Here is a 24,112-nt window from a genome sequence, read left to right as displayed (position 1 = left end):
GTGGCAACCGCGTGTGACCTTGATCAAGGTCAAAACGGATCCCGGTCTGGCGGGAGGCTCAACTGGCGCTGGTCGGTACATGGCCGCGAACCCAGCCGACGATTTGGCTGGCGCTCATAGCCCCCGAGATGCGCGCGATCTCTCGCTGATGGTGAAACAGGATCATGGTTGGGATGCCGCGAATGCTCAACCTCGCCGCGATGGCCTGCTCCTGATCGGAATTCAGCTTGACCAGCCGAATATGAGGCTCAAGCGCCTTGGCTGCGGCTTCATAGGCCGGCGCCATCGTCTTGCAGGGACCGCACCATGGAGCCCAGACATCGACGAGGACGGGTAGACTGCCGCGCCCGATCTGACGATCGAAGTTCATCGCGTCGATATCCTGCGGGACCCCTGAAAACAGCCGGGCGCCACACTTTCCGCATTGCGCGTCGGTGCCGTTTCGGTTCGGCGGCAAGCGATTGACCACGCCGCATTTGGTGCAAACCACGAGATTCTCCTGCATCATGATCGTTCAACTGTCCTGGTTCGATTGTTTTCGAAATGCCCGTCGCCAAGGGCGCGCAGCGCATTGAGGATGACGGCGACATCTATACCCTCTTGAAGCAATGCTCCCGCCACCGGCGTTATGTGCCCCATGGCGGCCGCGATCATCGCTGCGCCCGACAGCGCCAGCCCGACGATGATGCTCTGCAGGGCAATCCCGCGCGTGCGCCTGGCGATCCGCAATGCTTCGGCGACAGGCTGCAGCCTGTCGGTCAGCACGACCACGTCCGCCGCTTCCGACGAAGCTGTCCCGCCACGAGCCCCCATGGCAATGCCCACGGTCGCCGCGGCAAGGGCAGGAGCATCGTTGATGCCGTCGCCCACCATCATCGTCGGCGCCGTCGCCTTCTCGGCCTCCACTGTCGCGACCTTGTCGGCAGGCGTGGCATTGGCAAAGAACGCATCGAGCCGAAGCGAAGCGGAAACCTTTTCAGCGGCTGTGCCATCGTCGCCGGTGAGCATGACTATCCGCGCGACCCCCGCCGAACGCAGAGCCCCGAGAGTGTCAGGAGCATCCTCGCGTATGGTGTCTCCTAATGTGAAAATGCCGGCAAGCCGGCCATCGATAGCCAGAAACACCCTGAGTACCTGCGCGTCGCGGTACCGGCTCTCTCCACTTTCCGCCCACTTCGGCAGTGGGTCGTTCCCAAGAACGAGCGGCCTCGACCCGGCCGCGACCGACATTCCGTCCACCAGCCCCTTCAGGCCTTCCCCACGATGTTCGCGGACATCATGGGGTTGGGAGAGCGCCAGGTTTCCATGACGGGCGATGCGGACAATCGCATCCGCAAGGACATGATGCGATGCCTGTTCGAGCGAGGCCAGCAGCCGCAGCAATTCATCGGCTTCCTGGCCCGGAGCGACGTCGATCTCGATCAGCTCGGCGCCGCCGAGCGTCAAGGTTCCGGTCTTGTCGAAGACTGCGGTGCGTGTTTGGGCGAGGGCCTCGATCGCCGCGCTGCCTTTCATGAGGATCCCGGCCCTGGCGGCACGTGACACGCCCCCGATGAATGCAACAGGCGCAGCGAGGATCAGCGGACACGGCGTTGCGACCACCAGAACGGCGAGGGCGCGGATCGGATCATTGGAAAGATACCAGGCGATGCCGGCGACCAGAAGCGTGGCCGGAAGCAGGAGCAGGGCAAAACGATCGGCAATGCGTATGAAAGGCGCCTTGGCGGTTTGCGCGGCTGCGACCATGCGCACGATCGCGGCGTAGGTGCTCTTGTCGGCGACAGCGGAGGCCCGCATGACAAAGGCCTCGCCGACGTTGACAGTGCCGCTGCGCAATACGTCGCCGGCGCCGCGACGCTCCGGCAGGGGCTCGCCGGTGACGGTCGATTCATCCAACATGGCCGAAGCGTTGACCAAGATCCCGTCGACCGGCAGCAATTCGCCGGCGCGCACCAGAAGCTCGTCGTCGACCGCCACTTGCTCGATCGGAACTGTCTCGGTGCCATCTGCGGATTTACGATGCGCCACGTGCGGCGCCCTATCGGTCAGCGCTCTGAGATTGCGTTCCGCCCTGCCGCGCGCAAAGTCTTCCAGCACTGTGCCGCCGGCATACATGATGGCGACAACCACCGCCGCCAGAGCCTGCCCCAGCAGCAGCGCCGCCGACATTGAAACCAGCGCGATCGCGTCGACGCCGATCCGGCCGATCCAGAAATCCCGCAAGATGGAGATGGCGAGTGTGACAACGACGGGCAGGGTCGCCACTGTCCAGATTGTGTCAGGCGAGATGGGACCAATACCGCTCCGCCACACTCCAAGCCCAAGCGCCAGACCTACTATGGCGATGATCAGCAGCGCGCGCCGCAGTGCGGACTCGTCCATGGAGTCGGCCGTCAAAGTTCGCTGATCAATTCGTGCAGCAACAACCGGACATCCTTTGCTGTTGCGGCAAGTGCCGGGTTCTCGACGACCCCCATCGCCGCGACCGGATCGACAGCGGCAATCTCGACTGTGCCTGGCGAGATCTCGGTCACAATTACGTTGCAAGGCAGCATCGCGCCGATCTTGTCCTCTGCCTGCAGCGCGCGCCACGCGAAATGCGGATTGCAGGCGCCGAGGATCATGTAGGGCTTGAAGTCTACACCCAGCTTGAGCTTCATCGTATGCTGGACATCGATCCGCGTCAGGATACCGAAGCCCTTGTCTGCAAGCTTTTTGGTGACGTGTTCAATCGCCGCGGCGAACGGCATGTCGAGGCTTTTGCTGAAATAATAACTCATCGGTTTCTCCTTCGACGGCAGAGCAGCTTGGGAGCAGCGCTGCTGTAGCTATCCGCAAGGGCCCGGATGACGCCTTGATCTGGCGCAATGAATGCTCGGCGCCTTCGGTGAATGTGGCGGCAAGGAGTTTTCCGGGATGACAATCCGAAATCTTGAATACGCCGTTTCCCCGAAATCCATCGCTGTTGTCGGCGCGACCGGGCGCGTTGGCTCGGTCGGTCGCGTTGTTTTCGACAACATCGTGGTCGGCGGCTTCGAGGGAGAGATTTGGCCGGTCAATCCCAAATATTCGCACGTGGCCGGCCACCGCTGCTACGGCAGGGTTGCCGATCTGCCGGGCGTTCCCGATCTGGCCGTGATCGTAACCCCTCCCGACACCGTTCCCGGCATCGTGCGGGAACTGGCCGAGAGGGGAACACGAGCGGCCGTCGTTATCACGGCGGGGCTCAATCACGGGAATGGTCTGCGCCAGGCGATGCTCGATGCGGCCAAGTCCTCGCTTATGCGGATCATCGGGCCGAACACGGTCGGGTTGATAGTCCCTCCATCGAAGCTCAACGCCAGTTTCGCCCATATGGCACCGAAGCCTGGGAACATCGCTCTGATCTCGCAGTCCGGCGCGATCGCCACGTCGCTGATCGATTGGGCGGCCGCGAACAATGTCGGCTTTTCCCGGATCATCTCCCTCGGCGACATGGCGGACGTCGATGTCGGCGACTGCCTCGACATGCTGGCGGGCGATTTTCACACGCGAGCCATCGTGATGTATCTCGAAACCATACCCAACCCGCGCAAGTTCATGTCGGCCGCTCGGGCGGCTGCGCGCCTCAAGCCGGTAGTCGCCATCAAGCCCGGCCGTCACGAACAGGCGGCCAAGGCGGCCGCGACCCACACTGGAGCACTTTCTGGTTCCGACCGGGTCGTGGAAGCGGCGCTACGACGGGCAGGGGTGCTGCGTGTGAAAGATCTCGCCGAATTGCTTGATGCGGCCGAAACGATCGGGCGTTATTCTCCGCTCGATCGGGCGCGCGTCGGTATCGTCACCAATGGCGGCGGCGCAGGCGTTCTCGCGGTCGACAAGCTTGTCGACCGCGGAGGCGAGTTGGCTGAACTTGCGCCGTCGACGATCAAGCAGCTTGACCATGTGCTGCCGCCGACCTGGTCGCATGCAAACCCGATCGACATCGTCGGTGATGCTGCCCCGGAGCGCTACGGGGCGGCGCTAGAGGCCTTGGCGGCGGATCCGGGAACGGACGTCATACTTGTCATGAACTGCCCAACCGGGCTCGGTTCCTCGCCCGACGCCGCCAGGAAGGTGGCCGAGCTTGGCGACGAAGGCGAGATCGGTGGAAAGCCGCTTCTTGCGTGCTGGCTCGGCGAGCATACCGCGCGCGAAGGCCGGCGCGTCCTGACGGAAGCCGGCATTGCGAGCTTCGAAACGCCGGAGGACGCGGCGATCGCTGCCTCCTATCTCAGCGAATGGTCGCAAGCTCAGCGGGCGCTCCTGCGCACGCCCTCGAGCCAAGGTGATGACCGGGTCGACGGCAAGGCATCGGTGCATGCCATCTTCCGGCAGGTGGCCAGCGAAGGGCGGCGCATGCTGACGGAGCCGGAAGCAAAAGCGGCGATAGCCGCCTATGGCATCCCCGTGCCGAGAACCATTGTAGCCGGATCCATCCCCGAGGTGGCGCAGGCAGCCGGCGAGCTTCTCGAAGGCTCCGAAAAGGTGGTCGTCAAATTGCTGTCGAAAGTGGTTTCACACAAATCGGACCTCGGCGGCGTGGTCCTCGACATTGCGACCGCCGAGAAGGCTGCGGAAGCCGCCCAGTTGATCGAGGCACGCTTGCGTGCGCGGTCGCCGGAGACGAAGGTCGACGGCTACACCGTGCAAGCCATGGTCGTGCGCAAGCATGCGCAGGAGCTCATTTTGGGCATGAATCTGGACCAGATGTTTGGCCCGATCATTCTGTTTGGCGCTGGCGGCACAGCGGTCGAGGTTGTGAACGATACCGCGATCGCCCTGCCGCCGCTTGACGACGTGCTGGCAGCGGACGCGATCGACGCGACCAGAATAGGCCGCCTGCTTGCCGGCTATCGCGATCGCAAGCCAGCCAACCGAGGTGAGATCATCGCTGCGCTGAATGGCCTGTCGCAAATGATCGTCGACTTCCCTTGCCTGGTCTCCCTCGACATCAACCCGTTGCTTGCCGATGCCGAAGGTGTGATTGCGCTCGATGCCCGCATCGAAATCGACACGCGACGGGTGGATGAGCCAGCCCCGAACCCGGCCCTTGCCATAAGACCCTATCCGTCAGGATGGAGTCGCGATCTTCTGTCGGACGGTATGACCTTTCACATCCGGCCAATCGTCCCCGCGGACGTAGCGCTTTATCCCGTGTTCCTGGCGAAAATTTCCCCCGATGACCTGAGGCTCCGGTTCCTGTCGCTGCGCAAGAACTTCCCGGACCAGATGCTGAAGCGGCTCACGCAGCTTGACTACGATCGCGACATCGCCTTTGTCGCGCTTGAAAAGGACACGGGAGCGCTGGCGGGAATCGGTCGGCTTTCCTGCGATCCCGATCACAGGACCGGCGAATATGCGCTGCTCGTGCGATCGGACCTACAGGGCCATGGGCTGGGATGGGATCTGCTGAACCAGATCATCGACTATGCGAGGGCTGAACGTATCAGCCGCATCGAGGGCACAATCCTCAACGAAAATCGCAAGATGCTCACAATGTGCCGGGAGTTCGGCTTCTCGGTTGCCCATCATCCCAGCGAGCCCGGCCTTTCCATGGCGACACTGGAGATTCGCTAGGCGGTGGTCAGCTCTATGATCCGGTCTTCCTGAAGCTGGCTGAAGCGGTGCCCTCAATCACGGCCGCCATCTCGGCGGTAATTTCGGCCACCTTGCGGTCTGCCTCGATCTTGCGCCAAGTCAACGCACCGGCGTCACGCTGCAATTGCCGTGACAGGATGTCGACCGTGGCATCCGACGGGCCGCCCTTTCGCTCGCTGACACGACGCCAAAGCACAGACGGATCGGCCGCCAGCCAAAATCCCGCAAACGGGGCATTCGCGTCACTCGCGGCGCGCTCGATCCTGTCGCGATCCTCCGGTTTGTCGAATACGGCGTCGGCGACCACGGAGCCTCCTTCGGCCAGGATCAGTTCCGAACGCCAGGCGATCTGGCGATAGACGCGTTCCGACACGCCGGGCCGATAGGCCTTGTCCGGCAGCTTCGTTTCGGCGGCCACGCCATGCATGGCCTTGCGGATGCGATCGCTCTCGACGATTCGGGCTCCGGGGGGCGCGCCGATCCGTGGCGCAAGCGCTTCGGCGACCGTCGTCTTGCCCGAGCCGCTCAGACCGCCGATCGCCACGAGCCGAGGCGGCGTTTCGGCAAGCAGGATGTGCGCGAGTCGGAAATAAGATCGCGCTTCGGCGACCAGCTTTGTCGAGTCCTGGCTGCCCTCCTCGACCTGTGTCGCGGTCACGTGAGCACGCACCGCCGCCCGCACCGCCATGAAGAAGGGCAGCAGGATGAAGCCATCCTCGTCATCGGCGTCGTCGAGATAGCGATTCATCACCAGATTGGCGAACTCCGGAAAACCGCGATGCCACAGGTCCATCAGCAGGAATGCGAGATCGTAAAGGACATCGACGGTGGCGATCTGATCATTGAACTCGATGCAATCGAACAGGCGAGGCTCGCCATCAAAGACGCAGATGTTACGCAGATGCAGGTCGCCATGGCAGCGGCGGACCCGGCCTGCCGCCTCGCGTTGGTCAAGCAGGCCGGCATGGCGGGCGAGGGTGGCGCGAAACGCCGCGTTGAGCGTTTCGATCTCCTTTCCATCGAACACGTGGCTCGTAGCAAATCCGGCCGAATTGATTTCAAGCACACCGCCAATGTTCCCTGACCCGCTGCCAGCGTGGATCACCTCGGAATTGCGGTGATATTGGACAATCATGCGCGCCACGGCCGTCACCAGCGAGGGGGTCAACTTCGCCGCGGCGGCCAAGCGATCGAGGAGGTTCGACTGATCGAAGCGAACCATCTCGATAACAGCGTCGACCAGTTCCCCCGACCCATCCATCGCAAGCCGATTTCCCGCACGCGTGATGCGGCGGACATTGAGATAGAGACCGGGCGCCGTTCTGGAGTTCAACTCCACTTCCTTTTCGCAGGCGGCGAGCCGCAACTCCGGCGTCGAAAAATCGACATAGGGCAGCTTGACCGCGCGTTTCATCTTGAATGCGCGTTGCCCTATAAGGAATATCCGGGAAATGTGGGTTTCGATCGTCTCGACGGGACCAGCCTCGCCATAGGTGGCGGGGTCCTTCATCATCTCGACCACGACGTCTTGATTTTGAGTGATCATTGCGCGTGCCAGTCCTGCTAGCGTTGAAGCGTCTGAACGTAACCGGCGAGGTTTTGAATGCGTTCCGTGGTGATCGCTTCGCCACCGTAGGGACCGTAGCGCTTCACATCGTCGGGCAGGAACTGATTGCCCCAGACTGGCATGTCGCGCTCGCCGTGCTCTGGCACGAGGCCGCGACCGTCGATCGTGGCATAGACCCGCCAGTAGGGGAACTCCCCGCCATTGCGCTTCGCGAGCGTGGTCAAATCCGCGGGGCTCTTCCGCAATACGTCAGCCATTGGTCCGTCGCCCCTGCCGTCCACGCCGTGGCAGACGGCGCAGGAGTTCAGATATTCCTGGCGTCCATTGCTCATCTGTTGTGCCGCCGCGGTGCTCAGCGTCAACGCCAGGAAACCTATCGTCGTTCCGAATCTCATTTGATCCGCCTCCAGCCATGGTGTCAGGCTAAGGTTTGCGAGGCGCGCGTACGTTGATCGGGATCAATCCTGCGAAGCGATCGGTTTGATTTAGCGCAAGGCAGGAATCCGACCGGCTGGCTACGTTATGACTCCCGAACAAGGAGACGTCGCCATGCCATTCAAGACATTGCTAACGGTTACAGGGGCCGATCAGGGAGACGCTGATCTGAAGCTTGCCGCCGGCCTGTGTGAAGAAATCAATGCCCATCTCTCGGTGCTTGTTCTGGTCATCGCGGCGCCTCCCTCTGGCGGGGCATATGCCGAGGTGGTTTCGCCGGCTTGGCTCGCGGAGCGAGAAGCCGAAATGGAAATGCTGCAGAAGCGGAATTTAGCCGTTTCCAAAATGCTGTCGGCGAGCCCCGTATCGACGGACCTGAGTGATGACTACCCGGACCATGCCTGGGCGGATGAGGTCATCGGCCGGCGCGCGCGTTACGCCGATATAACCGTCCTTGGGCCGGACTTGCTGGCGAGCCAAACGCTCAAGGAGAAAGTCATCGAAGGCGCGCTGTTTTCGTCGGGAAAGCCAATCCTGTTCGTCCCCAAAGGGGCGTCCGCGACGTTGAAACCGAAGCGCGTCCTCGTCGCATGGGACGCCAGCCTGGAAGCGTCGCGCGCCTTGCGAGAGTCGCTCGACATCCTTTCAGGTGCCGATGAGGTGCGGGTCGTCATGGTCGACCCGATCGAGGACGAGCGGCATCACGGCGCGGAGCCCGGGGCGGACGTGGCGACCTATCTTTCCCGTCATGGCGTAAAGGTAACTGTGGACCGTTTGCCGAGTTCAAACCACTCGATCGCCGACGTTCTGCGCCAGCACGCGGTCGACACTGGGGCCGAGCTCATGGTCATGGGGGCCTATGGTCATTCGCGGCTGCGCGAGAGGATTTTCGGCGGCGTGACAAGGTCCATGATCGAGGCTCCCGGACTGCCGATCATCATGGCTCGTTGAAGGCTGCGTCCAACGAAAGGCGAAATCGAATCCATATGCTTCGCTGCTTGAGCCGCTGTCGGCGTGTATGCCTTCGCCAAGAGCGATGTCGTGTTGTATGTCGGAGTTGCAACTATGGGGCTGGCCAAGCGGCTCTATTTCTACGGTCGCCCCGGGGTTTCGCAACCCACAAGCCTAAAAATCAACGCGACCATGATCAACGAATTGGCAACGCACGCCAAGATTGATGTCTACGCCGCGTTTCCCCCCTGACCCAGAGTGGAACGGCCTGCCGGTTCACGGAAGCGCCAGGCTGGAACTGGGTTTGATCAAGAAGTACGCCCTCCCGTGGAACATGCGGAGCGCGGGTCAGTAGTCTTTGGGGTAGCCATCGCTCGATTTGCTACCCCATTTTTAGTCCAGGAATCTCCACCCCATCTCGGGAAATCTCGAAAGCGTCGAGCGCGCCGCTCTTTATGCGGGAGCCACTGATCTCCCACGAAAAGAGATTGCGTTCTGGGTAGTGGTAGGTGCGAGCGATCTCTTTGAACCTTGTCATGGGCACCAGAAAGAAGCGGAGCTGCTCGCCGAAAGTCGTGATCACAAGGACTTCGACCGCTGTACCGCGACCTCGCCGAATTCCGGCGAATGAAGAAACGGTGCCAACAGTTTTGACCTGCACATGGATGCCGTTGTCGGCGACCAGATCGATGGAGGCTGCGTTATGACTGGCCAGACGATAGTCCGCCGGTGCGATCTTTCATGATTGCCTCTGCGATCATTTCAGACCAAGTCGGTGAACCGATTGCCAGACGACGAAACAGCGTGTCATCCCGATACTTGCGAAGCAACTCGTCGAGATGTGTCAAGGCGTCTCCCTTCTATTCCAACGACTTCATAGACGCGGTGATCAATCAAATCGTAAGTCGTCTGGCCGAACCGACGGCACCATTCTGCCAGGACGGAATATCAGCAGGGTTGGTGAAAAGCCTGCTGCGTTCTAGGTCAGTGCGAACGAAATGACCGGCTGAACAGCGCCCGGTAGGTCGCAGTCACCCATGGTCGGACAAGTCGGCAATGCCCTCTTACTCAATGAACGCGTCGGTCCCCGCAGGCGCATGCCCCTTGCCGGGGTCGCGGCGAGCAGCTCGCGCGTATAGGGACGGCGCCGCCGCTTTCCAGACCTTCGCAGAGCTCGCGGCATAGTCATGTCCCGAACTTGGACGTCCTAAGACCAGCCAAAAGTCTGTGACAGAACCGTTACGAAGCGGAGTTTGCAAAAGAACCGTCACTGCCCGCAAGGCGCAACTCGACCAGATCAAGCTCCCGTACCATCTGCCGGGCAAGGCTATCCGACAAGCTGCCGGCACGGGCGCATTGGTAGAGCGTGCGCCGCTCGGCCCGGATCGCTGCGAGCCAGAACGCATGTTCGGATCTGGTCACTTGATCGCTTGCGCTCGGCATGCCTGCCGTCAGGCCCGCGATACGGCGCTCGTAAAAGCTCAGGACCGGCTCCGCTGCCGCCGCGAGGACATCTGGACCGCCTTCCCCGATGGCAGGGCCGTCCCGGGTTCGAATGACGGCCGCGATCGCATCACGCGCCGCCGCGAGACGCGCCTCCGTTTCGCCCTCATCGGCGGTGGCAGCCGGCAGCGCTAGCCCGCGGAGCAGCAGCGGCAACCCGATGCTCGCCGCGATCAGCGACATCAGAATGAGGCCTGCGGCGATCAGCACCACAAGGTCGCGGCCCGGAAAAGGCGCGCCGGTGGCGTCGCGCAAGGGGAGTGTGAGGATGCCGGCCAGCGTCACCGCTCCGCGCACACCTGCAAGCGCAGTCGCCGCAACCAGCCGCAGCCCCGGGACCTGAGCGGCACCCCGACCGTTGCGGGCGCGCAAAAGTACGAACCGGAGGGAGGCCCAAACCCAAAGAAACCGTAGCGCAGTGAGGACAAGGCCGATCACGATCACATAGACGAGCAGCCAGATTGGAGACATGTGGTTGAGGCTTCGTATGGTCGCGCTGGCATTCGCGACAAGCTTCGGAAGCTGCTCGCCAAGCAGGACAAACATCACCCCGTTGGCAGCAAAGCCGATCGTCGTCCAGACGGCCGCACGCCGGATCCGGGTCAGCGGCAGTGCCGTGCCCGATTGCTCTGCGCGGCTCATCGCGAGGCCGGCACCGACTGCGGCGAGGATGGCCGAGGCACCGATCCGGTCCGCGATCAGATAAGCCCCGAACGGCAGGAGCAGGCTGATCAGAATCTGGGCATCGGCCTCCTCACCAAGCCGGAGGGCAACTTGGTTCTTCAACCCGACCACTGCCCAGGTCAGGCAAAACCCGATGCCAAGGCCCCCGGCCACCAGCCAGAGAAACGTTAGGCCGGCCTGCGATAGCGAGACCGGATCGGTCATTGCCGCGGCAACGGCGAAGCGCATCGCGACCAGACCGGAGGCATCGTTCAGCAGCGCCTCCCCCTCCAAGATGGCAAGCAGGCGCGGCGGCACCGGCACGTGCTGCGCGATCGCGGTAACCGCCACCGGATCGGTCGGCGAGACCGCGGCGGCGAGCGCGAAGGCAACAGAAAGCGGCACTGCGGGGACAGTCGCATGGACGAAGACGCCGAGCCCGAGCACCGTGAAGAAGACCAGGCCGAAAGCCAAAGCGACGATGGTTCCGCGATCACGCCGCAGCCCGCCTTTCGGGATGCGCCAGCCATCGAGGAAAAGTAGCGGGGGCAGGAAGAGCAGAAAGAAGACGTCAGGACTGAGCGTGAAACCGAGAGGCGCCACCGCGGCGATCGCGGCGCCGAGCGCGATCTGCAGCAGCGGTCGCGGCACCGCCAGCCCGAGGGCCCGGCCGAGCTCGGCGCTCAGCACCACCGCAGCCAAAAGGACGAGGGAGTTGGTGACGATGTCCATGCGGCGCTCCTCGGCTGCGACGCGCGTGAGATTGCCTGAAACCGCGATCCGATCCAGCGGCACTCTAGGTGCCCAACAAAGTCCAACAACAGCCAACATGCGCTGCCGTGCGCTTGGGTGGATATAGCAGCTGCACAATCCCGATCGGGCCGCCGGGCCGGGTCGCGCACTGATCTCGGCTTCGACGGAGACTCCGATGCCCCTTTCACGCCCGATCGTCACCGCTTGGCAGCCTGCGGTTGCCGCCACGAATTTCGAGCTGATTGCCGACCTGAAGCGGATCGTTGGCGCATCCCATGTGCTGACCAACCCCTCAAGCACCCGGCGGTTTCGCAAAGGCTTCCGCTTCCGCGAGGGACCGGCGCTTGCCGGCGTGCGGCCGGGCAACCTGATCGAGCAGTGGCATGTGCTGAATGCCTGCGTCGCTGCTGGAAAGATCGTACTGATGCAGGCGGCCAACACCGGGATCACCGGCGGCTCGACACCCGACGGCGACACCTATGACCGAGACATCGTCATCATCAGCACGATGCGGATGGACCGGATTCACGTCATCCGTGACGGCGCCCAGGTTGTCTGCCTCCCCGGCGCGATGCTCTTTAAGCTGGAAAAGACACTGGAGCCGCTCGGGCGCAACCCGCATTCGGTGATCGGCTCCTCCTGCATCGGCTCTTCGGTCTTCGGTGGTGTTTGCAACAACTCCGGCGGCGCGTTGATTCACCGCGGGCCGGCCTTCACGCAGATGACGCTTTACGCGCAGGTGACGGCGGAGGGCCGCATCGAACTCATCAACCATCTGGGGATCCGGCTCGGTGACGATCCGAGGCGATCCTCGCCCGGGTCCAGAAGGGCGACTTTGCCGCGGCCGAGATCGAGGACGATCCGCACCGTTTCTGCTCGGATCACGGCTATCAGGAGCATGTGCGCGATATCTCGGCGACGACGCCGGCGCGCTTTAACGCCGAGGATTATGTCGTGAAAAAGGGCTTCAGGCACGACGACATCGAACATGCGATGTGGAAGCTGCTCGACGCGCGCGGCGCGGAATACCCGGCAGTCGGCCACCTCTACATCGCAAAGCCCGCACTGGTGGACCATTACCACAGCCTCGACCCCACCAATTCCTTCAACCCCGGGTTCGGCCATACCTTCAAGCTGGCCAAATGGAAGTAGGCGCGGCCCCTTGCCGTGCCCGGAACAGGAGAAACGACACATGCCGGACCAAACCCCACCGCGCGGCTATTGCGTGCCACTTTCGCCCGAGGGCAAGTCCTCGCTCAACCCGACGCCGCCCTGGCATTACGCCAGCGATTGCATCGCGGTCGAATACTGGGCCGATCCCGCCGCGGTCGCGGCCCTGCTTCCGCCCGGCATGACGCTGGACGACGGCAGCGCAGGCCGCGCGTTCTGCTGGTTTCTCGACTGGCAATTCACCGGCGAACAGGACGAACTGACCGATCCCGCGCGCTATCAGTACCGCGAGGCGTTCATCCTGCTCGACGCGGTGTTCGAAGGCATGCCGGTCACCTATTGCCCCTATATCTTCGTCGACAATGACGCCGCTCTCGCACGCGGCTGGACGCAAGGCTTCCCGAAGAAGATCGGCAGCGTGTTCCAGACCCGCAGCTTCCCGGTGCCCAGCCTTGCCGCCGCACCGCTGGCCCCCGGCAGCCGCTTCGGCGCCAGCGTCTCGGCGCATGGCGAACGGATCGCCACCGCACGCATCCAGCTTGAGGAAAAGGTCGACGATCCGACCACCGTCTTCAATCGGCCAACCACCATCCGGCGGTATTTCCCCAACCTCGTCGCGAGTCTGCAAGGCACACCTGCGGTCGATGAACTGACCCTGTCGCTGGTCGACGATCCGGCCATGGTCGGCATGTGGGCAGGCTCGGCCGAGCTGCGCATTCCCGAGGCCGAGGGCGAAGAAATCCACCGCATCGCCCCGCTGCGCGTCGGCCGCGGCTATCGCTTCAGCTTCGCCTATTCCGTCTCCGACCTTCGCGTCCTCAGGAACTACCTCGCGTGAAGCCGGCGGGGCCGCCCGCGCGCGGCCCCGCTCCACGCCAATGCAGGAGCAGACCATGTCCCTTACCGTAGCCCAGCAACTCGTCGAAACGCTCCAGGCCGCCGGCATCAGACGCATTTATGGCGTCGTCGGCGACAGCCTGAACGGCATCACAGATGCGATCCGCAAGCAGACCCAGATCGAGTGGATCCATGTCCGCAACGAAGAAGCCGGTGCCTTCGCCGCTGGCGCCGAGGCCCATCTGACCGGCGATCTCGTGGTCTGTGCGGGCAGCTGCGGGCCGGGCAACCTGCACCTGATCAACGGGCTTTTCGACTGCCACCGCTCGCATGTCCCGGTGCTGGCGATCGCCGCCCATATTCCTTCCGCCGAGATCGGCTCGGGCTATTTCCAGGAAACCCATCCGCAGGAGCTGTTTCGCGAATGCAGCCATTTCTGCGAACTGGTCTCCGACCCGGCGCAGATGCCGCGCAGCCTCGAAACCGCGATCCGCACCGCCGTCGGCCAGCGCGGCGTCTCGGTGCTGGTGATCCCCGGCGACGTGGCGCTGAAGCCCGCCGCAACAGAGGCCAAATCGAAATCCTCCGGGCTGCTGCCGAAGGCCCCGGTCGTGGTGCCCCCCACCGAAGAGGTCGAGGCGCTGGCCGAGCTGCTCAATCAGGAGGGCCGCGTGACCATCTTCTGCGGTGCCGGATGTGCCGGTGCGCATGACGAGGTCGTGGCGCTTGCCAGCCGGCTCAAGGCGCCCATCGTGCACACGATGCGCGGCAAGGAACATGTCGAATACGACAATGCGTTCGATGTCGGCATGACCGGGCTGATCGGCTTCTCCTCGGGCTATTACGCCATGCTCGACTGCGACGTGTTGCTCGTGCTTGGTGCCGACTTCCCCTATCGGCAGTTCTTCCCCAAGGGCCCAGGCGTGGTGACCGTGCAGGTCGATATCGCGCCGGGGCGACTCGGGCGGCGCACCTCGGTTGACCGCGCGCTCGTCGGGGACGTCAAGGCGACGGTGACCGCCCTTCTGCCGCAGCTTGCGGTGCGCGAGGGGCGCAGCCATCTCGATCAGGCGGTGCGGCACTATCAAAGCGCCCGCGCGGGGCTTGACGCCCTCGGCGCGCCGGACCGGCGCGGACAACAGATCCACCCCCAGCAGATCGCCCGCGCGGTCAGCGAGCTTGCCTCGGAGGATGCGGTCTTCACCTGCGATGTCGGCACTCCCACGGTCTGGGCCGCGCGCTACCTGAAGATGAACGGCAAGCGCCGCCTGATCGGCTCGTTCAACCATGGCTCGATGGCCAATGGCATGGTCCAGGCGATCGGGGCGCAGGCGGCCTTCCCGAGCCGTCAGGTGATCTCGCTGTCGGGCGACGGCGGCTTCACCATGCTGATGGGCGATCTGCTGACCCTGGTGCAGCACAAGCTTCCGGCCAAGATCGTCATCTTCAACAACGGCGCCCTCGGCTTCGTCGAGGTCGAGCAGCAATCGGCCGGCTTCGTGCCCTTCGGCACCGATCTGACCAACCCGAATTTCGCGGCCCTGGCGGAGGCCGTCGGTATCCGCGGCATCCGGATCGAACATGCGTCGGAGATCGAGGCCGGCATCCGCGCGGCGCTCGACCATGACGGTCCGGTGGTCGTCGATGCCGTCGTGACGCGGACCGAACTCGCGATGCCGCCGGCGATCACGGTCGAGATGGCCAAGGGCTTCTCCCTCTACATGCTCCGCGCGATCATGAACGGCAGGGCGGACGAAATCGTCGATCTGGCCAAAACCAACCTCTGGCACTGACCGGAGCGAGACGATGACGGCGCTGCTCCTCTCCCGCCTCCAGTTCGCCTTCACCGTCTCGTTCCACATCATCTTTCCCGCTCTCACCGTGGGCCTCGCGGCCTGGTTGGCGGTTTTGGAAGGCCTGAGGCTCGCCACAGGCCGGCCGCTCTACCGGGTTCTGTTCGACTTCTGGCTGAAAATCTTCGCGATTTCCTTTGGGCTCGGCGTCGTCTCCGGCATTGTCATGTCCTTCGAGTTCGGCACGAATTGGAGCGTCCTTGCGGCTCGCACCGGGCCGATCCAAGGTCCGCTGCTTGGCTACGAGAGCTTCACCGCCTTTGCGCTTGAGGCGAGCTTCTTCGGGCTTCTGATCTTCGGGCGGGACCGGGTGCCGCCATGGCTCTACTTTCTGTCCTGCGTCATGGTTTGTCTCGGCACCAGCCTCTCGGCCTTCTGGATCATGGTGAACAACAGTTGGATGCAGTGGCCGACCGGCTTCCGCATCGATGCGCAGGGGCTGTTCGTGCCAACGGACTGGGCGGCAATCGTATTCAGCCCCGCGGTGCTGGTGCGCTTCCCCCACATGCTGCTTGCCTCTTACGTCACGGGCGCCTTCTGCGTCGCGGCCACCGGGGCATGGTATATGCTCCAGGGTCGCTACGCAGCCGAGGCGCGCGTCATGCTTCGCATGGGGCTTGGTCTTGCGGCCGTTTTGGTCCCGGCGCAAATGCTCTTCGGTCATCTGACAGGCGATTTCGTTCACGACCGTCAGCCGGCAAAATTTGCGGCGATCGAAGGTCGCTGGCACGATGAGCAGCCCGCCTCCGAAATACTGTTTGCGATCCCTGACGCCAAACATCAGACAGACCATTTCGCGCTCAGCGTGCCGTATCTCGGCAGCCTGATCGCGACGATGACCCTCAACTCAAAGGAAGTCGGGCTGAGCGACTTCCCGCAGGATCAGCGCCCTCCTGTGCTGATCCCCTTTTTCGCCTTCCGTCTGATGGTCGGCTGTGGTCTTCTGATGCTGGTTCTGGCCTGGTATGGTGGCCTGCATGCCGCAACGGGCCGGCTGTTCGGGCGGCGATGGCTGCTATGGCCCATAGCCTGCTCCTTCCCGCTGGGATTTATTGCGACGCTGATGGGCTGGTTTACCGCCGAGGTCGGTCGGCAACCTTGGGTCGTCTATGGTCAGTTGCGTACGGCCGAGGCGGTGACGCCGACGCTTTCCCCGGGCCTCGTCACAATCAGTCTCGCGCTCTTCGCGGCCATCTATCTGCTGATTTTCGCCGCCGGAACTCTCTACATCTATCGTATGTTGCGCGCCGGGCCGGTTCCCGGCGAGGGGCCCGCCGGCCCCGAGACCAACCCCAAGCGCCCTCTCTCCGTGCCCGGTTATAGTCCCGGAGCCGAACGTCCGAGCATGGAGTTGCGCTCATGATCGTTTTCTGGACTGCGGCGCTCGCGCTTGCCGTATTTCTCTATGTCCTGCTCGACGGCTTCGATCTCGGGGTCGGCATCCTCTTTGGCTTCGCTCGGACCGAGGACGAGAAGCGCGAGATGCTTCATGCGATCGCGCCTGTCTGGGATGGTAACGAAACCTGGCTCGTGATTTCCGGTACGGTGTTGTTCGGCGCTTTCCCCTCCGTCTACGCGCTGCTTCTCAGTGCCTTCTACCTCCCGCTCATCCTGATGCTTTGCGGCCTGATCCTGCGCGGGGTCGCCTTCGAGTTCCGCGAGAAGTCGACCGGCTCCCGCGCGGTCTGGGATGCGGGTTTCGGGCTCGGATCTCTGTTAGCGTCTTTTGTCCAAGGCTGTGCGGTGGGCGCACTGGTCGAGGGGCTACCAAACCATGCCGGCCAGTTCACCGGTGGGGCTTTCTTCTGGGCGCGTCCTTTCCCCTTGCTCTGCGGACTCGGTCTCTGCCTCGGCTATGCAATGATCGGTTCCACCTGGCTGATCGCCAAGACCAGAGGCGCGATGCGCGAGCGTGCGTACCGGCAGACCGCCTGGCTCCTGCGCAGCGTGTTGCTGTTTCTCGCCGTGGCGTTTGTTGCGTCGCTGTTGCTCGATCTGCCGGTAATGACACGCTGGCTAGAACGGCCTGTCCTTGGGATTTTCCCCCTGCTCGGGCTAGCGGGCGGCATCACCGTGCTTTACGGCCTTATCAAGCGGCGCGATGCAGTGCCGTTTCGCGGCGCCGCCCTGATCTTCATCGCAGCCTTTGGCACACTTGCCGTATCGTTTCTGCCCTATATCGTTCCGTTTAGCTTGACGATCTGGCAGGCTGCGGCGCCGCCCTCCAGCCTCTCCTTTCTCTTCTGGTTTGCCGGCATCGTGGTGCTGCCGCTGACGTTGCTCTACACAGTCGTCGTCTATTGGGTGTTTCGCGGCAAGCTTCGGGACGACCGCCCCAGCTACTGACCGTCGAGAAACGCCCGCGCGTCGTCGAGGTCGCGCGTCGCGGGCTCCGCGTCGTGTCCGTCGAGGAGCGGCGCCAGCAGCGCCTTCCCTTCGGCCCGCCGGCCCGTGCCGGCGAGATGCGTCGCAAGGTCGAGGGTGGCGCGCAGCTCCCAGAACCACGCCCCCTGACGGCGCGCAAGCATGCGCGCGGCGATGAGGGTGGCCATGCCGGCCTCGGACTCGCCGGCCCGAAGCCGATACAGCGCATCGATCCGCATGATTTCCGCCGTGGCCCAGCCGGCCGTTCCGGTTTGCACGCGCGCCAGGGCGGCCGGTGTAACAAAGGCTGGATGCACGGTGCAGAGATGATCATGGATCTGCTTGTCCAGGCCGTCCGCCGCGCTCATGGAAGCGTCCGCGCCCCGGTGGAGCCGCAGCGCATGTTCATATCCGCGCACCCACTGATGCCGGTAATAGGCCGCCGAATGCCGCTCGATATGCTGGGTCAGCCGCTGGAGCAACACGGCGGCGCGATCGACATCACCGATCCAGAACTGCATCGGGATCGCGACCAGCCCCAGCATCACCAGGAACGGCATCTGGTGGTCGAGCCGTCCGGTGGTCTCGACCCACTCCTCCGCAAGCGCCATGCCGCGACCGATTTCACCCTGGAGAAAAAGCAGCCGCGCCTGGACGATGGCACTGGTGAGCTCCCGGTCCAGAAACAACGGAACATGATAGCTCGGCAGGACGATGCGGCCGTCGGGAATGTCGCGGCCATATTCGAAAAGCGCCCTCGCCTTCCGCAGATCGCCGGTGAACGTATGCGTGATTGCGCCCAGGCGGTCGGCGAACCGTCCGGCCGTCTCGTCGCCGCTCCGCGCGGCGATCAGGCACGTCGTTTCGCAGGCCCGATGCATCGCCTCGACATCGGCGGTGGCAAAGCCGAGCCCCCAGAGCGCGCCCATCGCTTCGGCCATGCGCGCGTCGGAGCCGGTCCGGCCGGCGATCTCGGCCGCGCCATCGACCAGGAGCCGCGCGCGCTCGTTCGGGCCGCCGCTGAACGCGGTCAGCCGGCAGAGCTGCGCCCTGAGCCGCAATTCGATCACCGGATCCGCTGCGCGTTGCTCCAGGACCGCCAGCGCCTTCTCGTGCCGCGCCCGGAACTCGGCAAGGAGCGAGCCGAGGAAGGCGAGCGTGCCGGTCCGGGAAGTCAACGCGATGCCCAGATCGGCGTCCCCCTCGGGTCCGAAGGCCCAGTCGAGAGCGGCGCGAATATCGTCGATCAGCGGCAGGTAGCGGGCACGCCAGGCCTCTACCGGAAGCAGGCGCCAGTCCGTCGCGGCCTCTTCCAGCATGGCCTGCATCGCCTCGGCATGGCGGCGGCGAAACTGCGCCGCTTCGCCCGCCAGGAACAGCTTCTCGCGCGCATAGGCCTTTGTGGTGTCGAGCAGGCGGAACACCGTCCGCTCGCCCGACACGTCGGCCTGAACCAGGGATTTGGCGACCAGACCGCCGAGGCATTCCACCACTTCGGCCCGGGTGAGCTGCGGGCAGGCACAGGCACAGGCGACAGCGTTCAAACCGAAGACCGAGCGGAACAGCGACAGGCGCCGGAGCAGCGTGCGTTCCTGCTCCGAGAGCAGCGCATGGCTCCAGTCGAGTGTCGCCCTCATCGTCTGCTGCCGCGGCGGTGCGGTGCGGCGCCCTTTGGCAAGCAGCGCCAGATTGTCATCGAGCTGCTCGAGATACTCGGTGAGCGAGAAGCCATGCAGACTTGCGGCGGCAAGTTCGAGCGCAAGCGGCAATCCGTCCAGGCGGTGGCAGATCCGGCAGACGGTCAGCAGGTTTTCCGCCGTCAGTTCAAAACTCTGCCGCGACGTGCCGAGCCATTCGCTGAACAGCTGAATGCCCCCATAGTGCAGCGCCTCCTCGGCGCTGATCTCGCCCTCCGCCGGCAATGGCAGCCCCTCCAGACGGAAGACCCATTCGCCCTGGGCGCGCAATGGCTCTCTGCTGGTACAGAGCACGATCACGCCCGGCGCCCGGCGCCGGATCGCCTCGGCCACCTCGGTGACCGCGCGGACGAGATGTTCGCAATTGTCGAGGATCAGCAGCAGGCCGCGCGACGGCAGCGCGCGCGCGAGCGCCTCGCTGCAATCCTCCGCCAGCAGCGACAGCCCGAGAGGGCTGGCGATCGCGCTGGCGACGAAGGCCGCATCGGTCAGGGAACTGAGATCGATGAAGCGTACATCGCTGCGGCCGCTGTCGCGGAAACGCGCGGCGACGGCCAGGGCTACCGTCGTCTTGCCGACGCCGCCGGGGCCGACGATGCTGACCAGACGCTGCCGCAGCAGATCGGCACAGAGCGCCTCGATCTCGGTCTCGCGTCCGATGATCCCGGCCATGGGCCTTGCCGCTGGGGCAGGCAGCGCGGTCGCCGGCGCGGCGGCCACGGGGACAACGAACCGGTATCCGCGCCCCATCTCGTTGATGATATAGCGCGCCTTGACGCTGCCGTCGTCCAGTGCCTTGCGCAGCGCATGCAGATGGCCGCGTATGGTGACCGGCTCGACGAAGACATTGGGCCAGACCTCCGTCAGCAGCTCGTCGATGGTGACCACCTCGCCCTGACGTTCGACCAAGGCGAGCAGGATCGAGAACGCACGGCTGCCGAGGGGCACGGGACAGCCCTCCCGCGTCAGCTGCATGGTTTCGGCGGACATGTGAAACGGGCCGAAGCTCCAACTGCGGGCGGGCTGGTGGTCTTGAAGCGTCACCTTTCGTCTCCGAACAGGAACAGCGCACGGCGCGATGCCGGCCACATTTGACGGAGGCTTCACTATGCCCGCCCGCAGCGCGCCCCGCGACGGCTCGCACATATACACGCTGAAGAACGTCATCGTCTCGGGAAAGGGTACGTTATGAGATCACATCACCGACACTGACTGTTTTAGCGGCTGCGCCGCATCTGCCGACAGGCACAGGGGGGCAGGTGCGAAGCTCAGGCGTTCGGCCGCGGATCCGCCGCGCCCCATGGACGTGCCCCACGCTGGAGCAGCATCGCGACTCCGCCGTAGGCAATCGCGAGGCCCCAGAGGGTCAGGAACTCCGGCCTGACCTCTGCGAGATTGGCACCGGTCTGGGTGATGCGGACGAAGGCCGGCACCGCGGAGGTGCTGGGGATCAGCAGAGAGAGCCTGTGCAGCGCCGGCGGGATCGCCTCGGCGGGCCAGGAGAAGCCGGTGAGAAAGAACAGCGGCAGCCCGATCGCAGCGGTGGCGAGCTGGGCGGTGAGGGGGTGGCGGAAGATCCGTGCGAGGACCATGCCGAGCCCGCCGATGGCGAGCACGAAGGGCATCGCGAAGACCATCAGGACCAGCGGGCTTCCCAGATGCGGCAGGCCGTAGAGATAGGGCAAGGCGATCAGATAGGTCGGCAGCAGGATACATTCGGCCAGGAGATAAGCGAGAAGCCTGCCGAGGACGCTCGCGACCGCCCCGATTGGGGGCGCGGCGGTGTCCCCGGGCTCAACCGGTGTCTGAGATGCGGGGAGGGTCCCGAGCAGGCAAACGGCGATCAGCAGGATCTGCTGGACGATAAGGCCGAAGGCGGCGGGCAGGATATAGGTCGCATAGCCCCCCTCGGGGTTGAAAAGCGGCACGGCGGTCAGCGGCATCGGATCGACGGCGGCACCCGCGATCCGCGGATCGACATCCTGGGCGATCAGCCGCGCTGTCTCGACCTCGGCGCCCATGGTCCCGGCCACGGCCGACACCGCCCCTGCCACCCGCTGATAGATCAGGAGATAGCTCGCATCCCCATAGACCGCGACCGGCGACGGCCTGCCATGCAGCAGGTCACGCTCGAAATGCTGCGGAATCAGCAGGATGCCGTAGATCTGCCGGGCGAAAACCGCGCGCTCGGCGCTCGGCATGTCGAAGAATTGCGCGGTGACGGCGACATCGGCGCTGGCATCGACCGCTTGGGTGAGGCGCCGGCTCGCCGCGCTCCGGTCCTGATCGACGACAGCGATCGGAACGTTGCGCAAGGCCTCGTTGAGATAGGGCTGGGGATAGAACCCGGCATAGATCACCGAGGCGACGATCAGGACCGAAAAGACCGGAGCCAGCGCCAGCATCCGGGACAGCTCGCTCCGGCAGGCGCGTAGAACGGCGATCATGCCGCGGCTCCTGACTGCGGCTGGGGCGCGGCGTTCCGCAACCGGATGCGGCGAACCTCCAGCACAAGCGCGGTCAGCCCCGCGAAAACCAGCACCATCGCCGCCAGCGCCAGGACCGGGCGCAGCGACAGATCTACCGGCGTGCCCCGAACCGTCTGGTCGATCCGCGCCATCAGATACCAGGTGCCGGGCAAGATGCTGCCCCAATAGAACGCGAACCCGTTCATCGCGATCCTGGGAAAGCCGATCCCCATGAAACCGAAGGCCGGAGCGGTCAGAAGCGACCCGATGCTGACCGCCTTCGCCGTGGGCCTGAGCACCAGCGCCAGAAGCGTGCCGAGGAACTGACAAGCCAGGATGAACAGTGTGCCGGCGAGCACCAGCAGCGCGCGGTTCCCGCGCAACGGCGCGCCGTGCACACCGAAAAGCACGATATCGGAGAGGCCGAGCACCAGGAGAAACAGCAAAGTATAGGGCAGGATCTTGCCAGCCATAGCCGGCAGCAGCCCGCCCCCCAGCCGCATCAGACTGCGCAGCCGGTGCGGCGCCTCCACATCCAGCCCGACCGAATAGGCCGAACTCGTCACGATGATAACCTGCAGAACCGCGGGCACCACGGTGTTGAGCAGGAAGGCGATATAGCTCAGCGTCGGATTGAAAAGCGCGTTCACCTGCACCGGAACGGGACTCAGCTCCGCCTCGGCCACATCGACCGGTTGCCCCTCGGAGGTCCTGAGCGCGACCTTGATCCCCGCCTCCACGGTGGCAACCGCCGCGTTGACGCCACGCAGGATGGTATTGCCTGTGGTCAGGGTCTGGGTGTTGTAGAAGAACACGACATCGGGCCGGCGGCCGGCATAAACGTCGCGCTTGAGATGCTGCGGAAGCATCAAGAGCCCGTGAATCGCCCCCGACCGGATCAGCGCCTTGCCCTGGGCGAGATCGCTGACCGGCGTGGTGACGGCGGCCTCGGGCGTGGCATCGACCGCGCGGATGATGCTGCGCGACAGATCGGAGCCGTCGAGATCGAGCACCCCGATCGGCAGTCGCGTGGCGAGGCCTGCGCTGAAGATCGTGCTAAGCAGCACCATCAGCAGGATCGGCACCAGCGTGGTCAGGGCGAGCAGGAAGAGCCGCCGGCGCAGCCCGTCGATCTCGCGCAAAAAGACGCGCCAGAAACCAGGACGAAGCTGCCGGGCCCCCCGCATCTACCTGGTCCGCGCATGCCAATGCGCGATGACGCTCATCCCGGGCCGCAGTCCGGTCAGCGGCTCCACCGGTTTGGTACGGACCTCGAAGGTGCGCAGATCGAAATCACCGGTGGCCCGCGTCGCCCGCCACGTCGCATATTGCCCCTCGACATTGATGACCGTCACCTTGACCGCCACTTCCTTGGCGCCGAGCGCAGGGATATCGACCCGGAACGTATCGCCGACCTTCAGACCGGCGAGCAAATCCTCGCGCAGGTTGAAGGTCATCCAGCTGTTCTGCAGATCGATCAGTGCATAAAGCGGCGCACCGGGCGAGAAGTTTTCGCCCAGCTCGGCGATCCGCGTCGTCACCTCTCCCGAGATCGGCGCGACGATGCGAAGCTCGTCGACATCCACCGTCTGCTGTGCCACGGCGGCGGCGACTTGCTTGACCTGGGCCTCGGCAAGGGCGCGCTGTTCGGCACTCGCACCCTCGATGGTCAGGGCGAGTTCGGCCTCGTCAGCCTCCTTCTTCTTCAGTGCCGCCTGCAGATTGCGCGTCGCCTGATCGAGATCGGCCTGCGGCGTGTTGCCGGTCGAGAGCAGCTTCTGCTGGCGGCTGTAGGACGACTGAGAAAGATCGACATCGGCCTGATCGGCCGCGACCTGTGCCTTCTGCGCTGTCACCGTCTCGGGCCGGACCGTCTCGACATTGCGCTGATTGGCCTCCGCCACGGTCAGCGCGGCCTTCGAGGCGGCCAGCGCCGCGCTCAGCTCGGGATTGGTCAGCTCGACCAGCACACCGCCCTGCTTCACGCTGTCGCCGACATCGGCATTGAGCCGGGTCACCCGCCCCGAGACCCGCGGGCTGATGTCGATCTCATCGGCCGAGACCTGACCTTGCACGATCAACGGCGGCGGCAGAGTTGCTAAATAAAGCACTACGGCGAGCATGATGAAGAAGGCAAAGCCAATACTGGCCCGAAGTAGCGTCGCTGTGCGCATAGATTCGCTCAAATAAGGGACGGAATGTGATCGTTGATTGCCCAAGGTCCTTCCGGGA

20 protein-coding genes are annotated in these 24,112 nt (G+C 64.3%); 9 read left to right on the top strand and 11 right to left on the bottom strand.

From position 1 onward, the window contains the following. Positions 1-58 precede the first annotated feature (58 nt). From trxC to EB231_RS33615, 3 genes are read right to left on the bottom strand one after another with little or no spacing between them, the layout of a single operon-like run. Positions 59-505, bottom strand: a complete 447-nt coding sequence (gene trxC / locus EB231_RS33625; RefSeq protein WP_172353140.1) for a thioredoxin TrxC — start codon at positions 503-505, stop codon at positions 59-61. Continuing rightward, on the bottom strand, positions 505-2,382 hold the full coding sequence (locus EB231_RS33620; protein WP_172352542.1) for a heavy metal translocating P-type ATPase: 1,878 nt from the start codon (positions 2,380-2,382) through the stop codon (positions 505-507). The genes trxC and EB231_RS33620 overlap by 1 nt, the downstream gene beginning before the upstream one ends. An 11-nt stretch (positions 2,383-2,393) precedes the next feature. Continuing rightward, entirely contained in the window at positions 2,394-2,780 is a 387-nt protein-coding gene (locus EB231_RS33615; RefSeq protein WP_172352541.1) for a DUF302 domain-containing protein, read from the bottom strand. Positions 2,781-2,916: 136 nt separating this feature from the next. Here EB231_RS33615 and EB231_RS33610 point away from each other — a divergent pair, with 136 nt between their 5' ends. After that, positions 2,917-5,598 carry a bifunctional acetate--CoA ligase family protein/GNAT family N-acetyltransferase gene (locus EB231_RS33610; protein ID WP_172352540.1) on the top strand — a complete coding sequence of 894 codons (2,682 nt, stop codon included), beginning with the start codon at positions 2,917-2,919 and terminating at the stop codon, positions 5,596-5,598. A gap of 13 nt (positions 5,599-5,611) precedes the next feature. On the opposite strand, the gene EB231_RS33605 is transcribed toward EB231_RS33610, so the two are convergent. Together EB231_RS33605 and EB231_RS33600 are read right to left on the bottom strand one after the other, a co-directional pair. Beyond that, complete coding sequence (locus tag EB231_RS33605) at positions 5,612-7,165, bottom strand: bifunctional aminoglycoside phosphotransferase/ATP-binding protein (RefSeq protein ID WP_172352539.1); 1,554 nt, start codon at positions 7,163-7,165, stop codon at positions 5,612-5,614. A gap of 17 nt (positions 7,166-7,182) precedes the next feature. Next, a complete protein-coding gene (locus EB231_RS33600) occupies positions 7,183-7,581 on the bottom strand; it encodes a c-type cytochrome (protein WP_172352538.1) in 399 nt (132 codons plus the stop codon). 154 nt (positions 7,582-7,735) lie between these two features. On the opposite strand from EB231_RS33600, the gene EB231_RS33595 reads away from it, so the two are divergent. Together EB231_RS33595 and EB231_RS35025 are read left to right on the top strand one after the other, a co-directional pair. Next, complete coding sequence (locus EB231_RS33595) at positions 7,736-8,572, top strand: universal stress protein (RefSeq protein ID WP_172352537.1); 837 nt, start codon at positions 7,736-7,738, stop codon at positions 8,570-8,572. Between the two features lie 114 nt (positions 8,573-8,686). Next, complete coding sequence (locus EB231_RS35025; protein WP_206681885.1) at positions 8,687-8,824, top strand: hypothetical protein; 138 nt, start codon at positions 8,687-8,689, stop codon at positions 8,822-8,824. A 130-nt stretch (positions 8,825-8,954) separates the two neighbouring features. Here the strand turns inward: EB231_RS35025 and EB231_RS33585 are convergent, their stop codons facing one another. Then, a complete protein-coding gene (locus EB231_RS33585; RefSeq protein ID WP_172352536.1) occupies positions 8,955-9,233 on the bottom strand; it encodes a hypothetical protein in 279 nt (92 codons plus the stop codon). A gap of 578 nt (positions 9,234-9,811) precedes the next feature. Beyond that, positions 9,812-11,470: a Na+/H+ antiporter gene (locus tag EB231_RS33580; RefSeq protein WP_172352535.1), complete on the bottom strand. Its 1,659-nt coding sequence runs from the start codon at positions 11,468-11,470 to the stop codon at positions 9,812-9,814. A gap of 196 nt (positions 11,471-11,666) precedes the next feature. Between EB231_RS33580 and EB231_RS33575 the strand changes: the two genes are divergently transcribed. From EB231_RS33575 to cydB, 6 genes are read left to right on the top strand one after another with little or no spacing between them, the layout of a single operon-like run. Further along, positions 11,667-12,449, top strand: a complete 783-nt coding sequence (locus EB231_RS33575) for an FAD-binding protein (protein ID WP_246740838.1) — start codon at positions 11,667-11,669, stop codon at positions 12,447-12,449. Beyond that, positions 12,446-12,643: a hypothetical protein gene (locus EB231_RS35440; RefSeq protein ID WP_246740837.1), complete on the top strand. Its 198-nt coding sequence runs from the start codon at positions 12,446-12,448 to the stop codon at positions 12,641-12,643. Before EB231_RS33575 ends, EB231_RS35440 begins: the two co-directional genes overlap by 4 nt. A gap of 40 nt (positions 12,644-12,683) precedes the next feature. Further along, entirely contained in the window at positions 12,684-13,499 is an 816-nt protein-coding gene (locus EB231_RS33570) for an acetoacetate decarboxylase family protein (RefSeq protein WP_172352534.1), read from the top strand. A 55-nt stretch (positions 13,500-13,554) separates the two neighbouring features. Further along, the gene (poxB, locus tag EB231_RS33565; RefSeq protein ID WP_172352533.1) at positions 13,555-15,291 is read left to right on the top strand and encodes a ubiquinone-dependent pyruvate dehydrogenase; all 1,737 of its coding nucleotides are present in this window, start codon (positions 13,555-13,557) and stop codon (positions 15,289-15,291) included. A 13-nt stretch (positions 15,292-15,304) separates the two neighbouring features. Further along, entirely contained in the window at positions 15,305-16,714 is a 1,410-nt protein-coding gene (locus EB231_RS33560; protein ID WP_172352532.1) for a cytochrome ubiquinol oxidase subunit I, read from the top strand. After that, positions 16,711-17,697 (top strand): cytochrome d ubiquinol oxidase subunit II, encoded by a 987-nt coding sequence (gene cydB / locus EB231_RS33555; protein ID WP_172352531.1) that lies wholly within the window; start codon positions 16,711-16,713, stop codon positions 17,695-17,697. Before EB231_RS33560 ends, cydB begins: the two co-directional genes overlap by 4 nt. Here the strand turns inward: cydB and EB231_RS33550 are convergent. From EB231_RS33550 to EB231_RS33535, 4 genes are all read right to left on the bottom strand, one after another. Continuing rightward, positions 17,691-20,456, bottom strand: a complete 2,766-nt coding sequence (locus EB231_RS33550) for a winged helix-turn-helix domain-containing protein (RefSeq protein ID WP_172352530.1) — start codon at positions 20,454-20,456, stop codon at positions 17,691-17,693. The two genes, cydB and EB231_RS33550, sit on opposite strands and share 7 nt — an antisense overlap. A gap of 224 nt (positions 20,457-20,680) precedes the next feature. After that, positions 20,681-21,859 (bottom strand): ABC transporter permease, encoded by a 1,179-nt coding sequence (locus EB231_RS33545; RefSeq protein ID WP_172352529.1) that lies wholly within the window; start codon positions 21,857-21,859, stop codon positions 20,681-20,683. After that, entirely contained in the window at positions 21,856-23,022 is a 1,167-nt protein-coding gene (locus EB231_RS33540; protein WP_246740836.1) for an ABC transporter permease, read from the bottom strand. Before EB231_RS33540 ends, EB231_RS33545 begins: the two co-directional genes overlap by 4 nt. Before the next feature lie 45 nt (positions 23,023-23,067). Beyond that, entirely contained in the window at positions 23,068-24,054 is a 987-nt protein-coding gene (locus EB231_RS33535) for an HlyD family secretion protein (RefSeq protein WP_172352527.1), read from the bottom strand. Positions 24,055-24,112: the final 58 nt, after the last annotated feature.

The organism is Mesorhizobium sp. NZP2298 (genome assembly GCF_013170825.1).
GTDB lineage: Bacteria > Pseudomonadota > Alphaproteobacteria > Rhizobiales > Rhizobiaceae > Mesorhizobium.
This window is presented reverse-complemented; position numbering and strand designations above follow the sequence as displayed.

Excerpts from the sequence above, each read along its gene's own strand:
- trxC (WP_172353140.1), bottom strand. The coding sequence starts at position 505 with ATGCAGGAGAATCTCGTGGTTTGCACCAAATGCGGCGTGGTCAATCGC.
- EB231_RS33620 (WP_172352542.1), bottom strand. The coding sequence starts at position 2,382 with ATGGACGAGTCCGCACTGCGGCGCGCGCTGCTGATCATCGCCATAGTA.
- EB231_RS33615 (WP_172352541.1), bottom strand. The coding sequence starts at position 2,780 with ATGAGTTATTATTTCAGCAAAAGCCTCGACATGCCGTTCGCCGCGGCG.
- EB231_RS33610 (WP_172352540.1), top strand. The coding sequence starts at position 2,917 with ATGACAATCCGAAATCTTGAATACGCCGTTTCCCCGAAATCCATCGCT.
- EB231_RS33605 (WP_172352539.1), bottom strand. The coding sequence starts at position 7,165 with ATGATCACTCAAAATCAAGACGTCGTGGTCGAGATGATGAAGGACCCC.
- EB231_RS33600 (WP_172352538.1), bottom strand. The coding sequence starts at position 7,581 with ATGAGATTCGGAACGACGATAGGTTTCCTGGCGTTGACGCTGAGCACC.
- EB231_RS33595 (WP_172352537.1), top strand. The coding sequence starts at position 7,736 with ATGCCATTCAAGACATTGCTAACGGTTACAGGGGCCGATCAGGGAGAC.
- EB231_RS35025 (WP_206681885.1), top strand. The coding sequence starts at position 8,687 with ATGGGGCTGGCCAAGCGGCTCTATTTCTACGGTCGCCCCGGGGTTTCG.
- EB231_RS33580 (WP_172352535.1), bottom strand. The coding sequence starts at position 11,470 with ATGGACATCGTCACCAACTCCCTCGTCCTTTTGGCTGCGGTGGTGCTG.
- EB231_RS33575 (WP_246740838.1), top strand. The coding sequence starts at position 11,667 with ATGCCCCTTTCACGCCCGATCGTCACCGCTTGGCAGCCTGCGGTTGCC.
- EB231_RS33570 (WP_172352534.1), top strand. The coding sequence starts at position 12,684 with ATGCCGGACCAAACCCCACCGCGCGGCTATTGCGTGCCACTTTCGCCC.
- poxB (WP_172352533.1), top strand. The coding sequence starts at position 13,555 with ATGTCCCTTACCGTAGCCCAGCAACTCGTCGAAACGCTCCAGGCCGCC.
- EB231_RS33560 (WP_172352532.1), top strand. The coding sequence starts at position 15,305 with ATGACGGCGCTGCTCCTCTCCCGCCTCCAGTTCGCCTTCACCGTCTCG.
- cydB (WP_172352531.1), top strand. The coding sequence starts at position 16,711 with ATGATCGTTTTCTGGACTGCGGCGCTCGCGCTTGCCGTATTTCTCTAT.
- EB231_RS33545 (WP_172352529.1), bottom strand. The coding sequence starts at position 21,859 with ATGATCGCCGTTCTACGCGCCTGCCGGAGCGAGCTGTCCCGGATGCTG.
- EB231_RS33535 (WP_172352527.1), bottom strand. The coding sequence starts at position 24,054 with ATGCGCACAGCGACGCTACTTCGGGCCAGTATTGGCTTTGCCTTCTTC.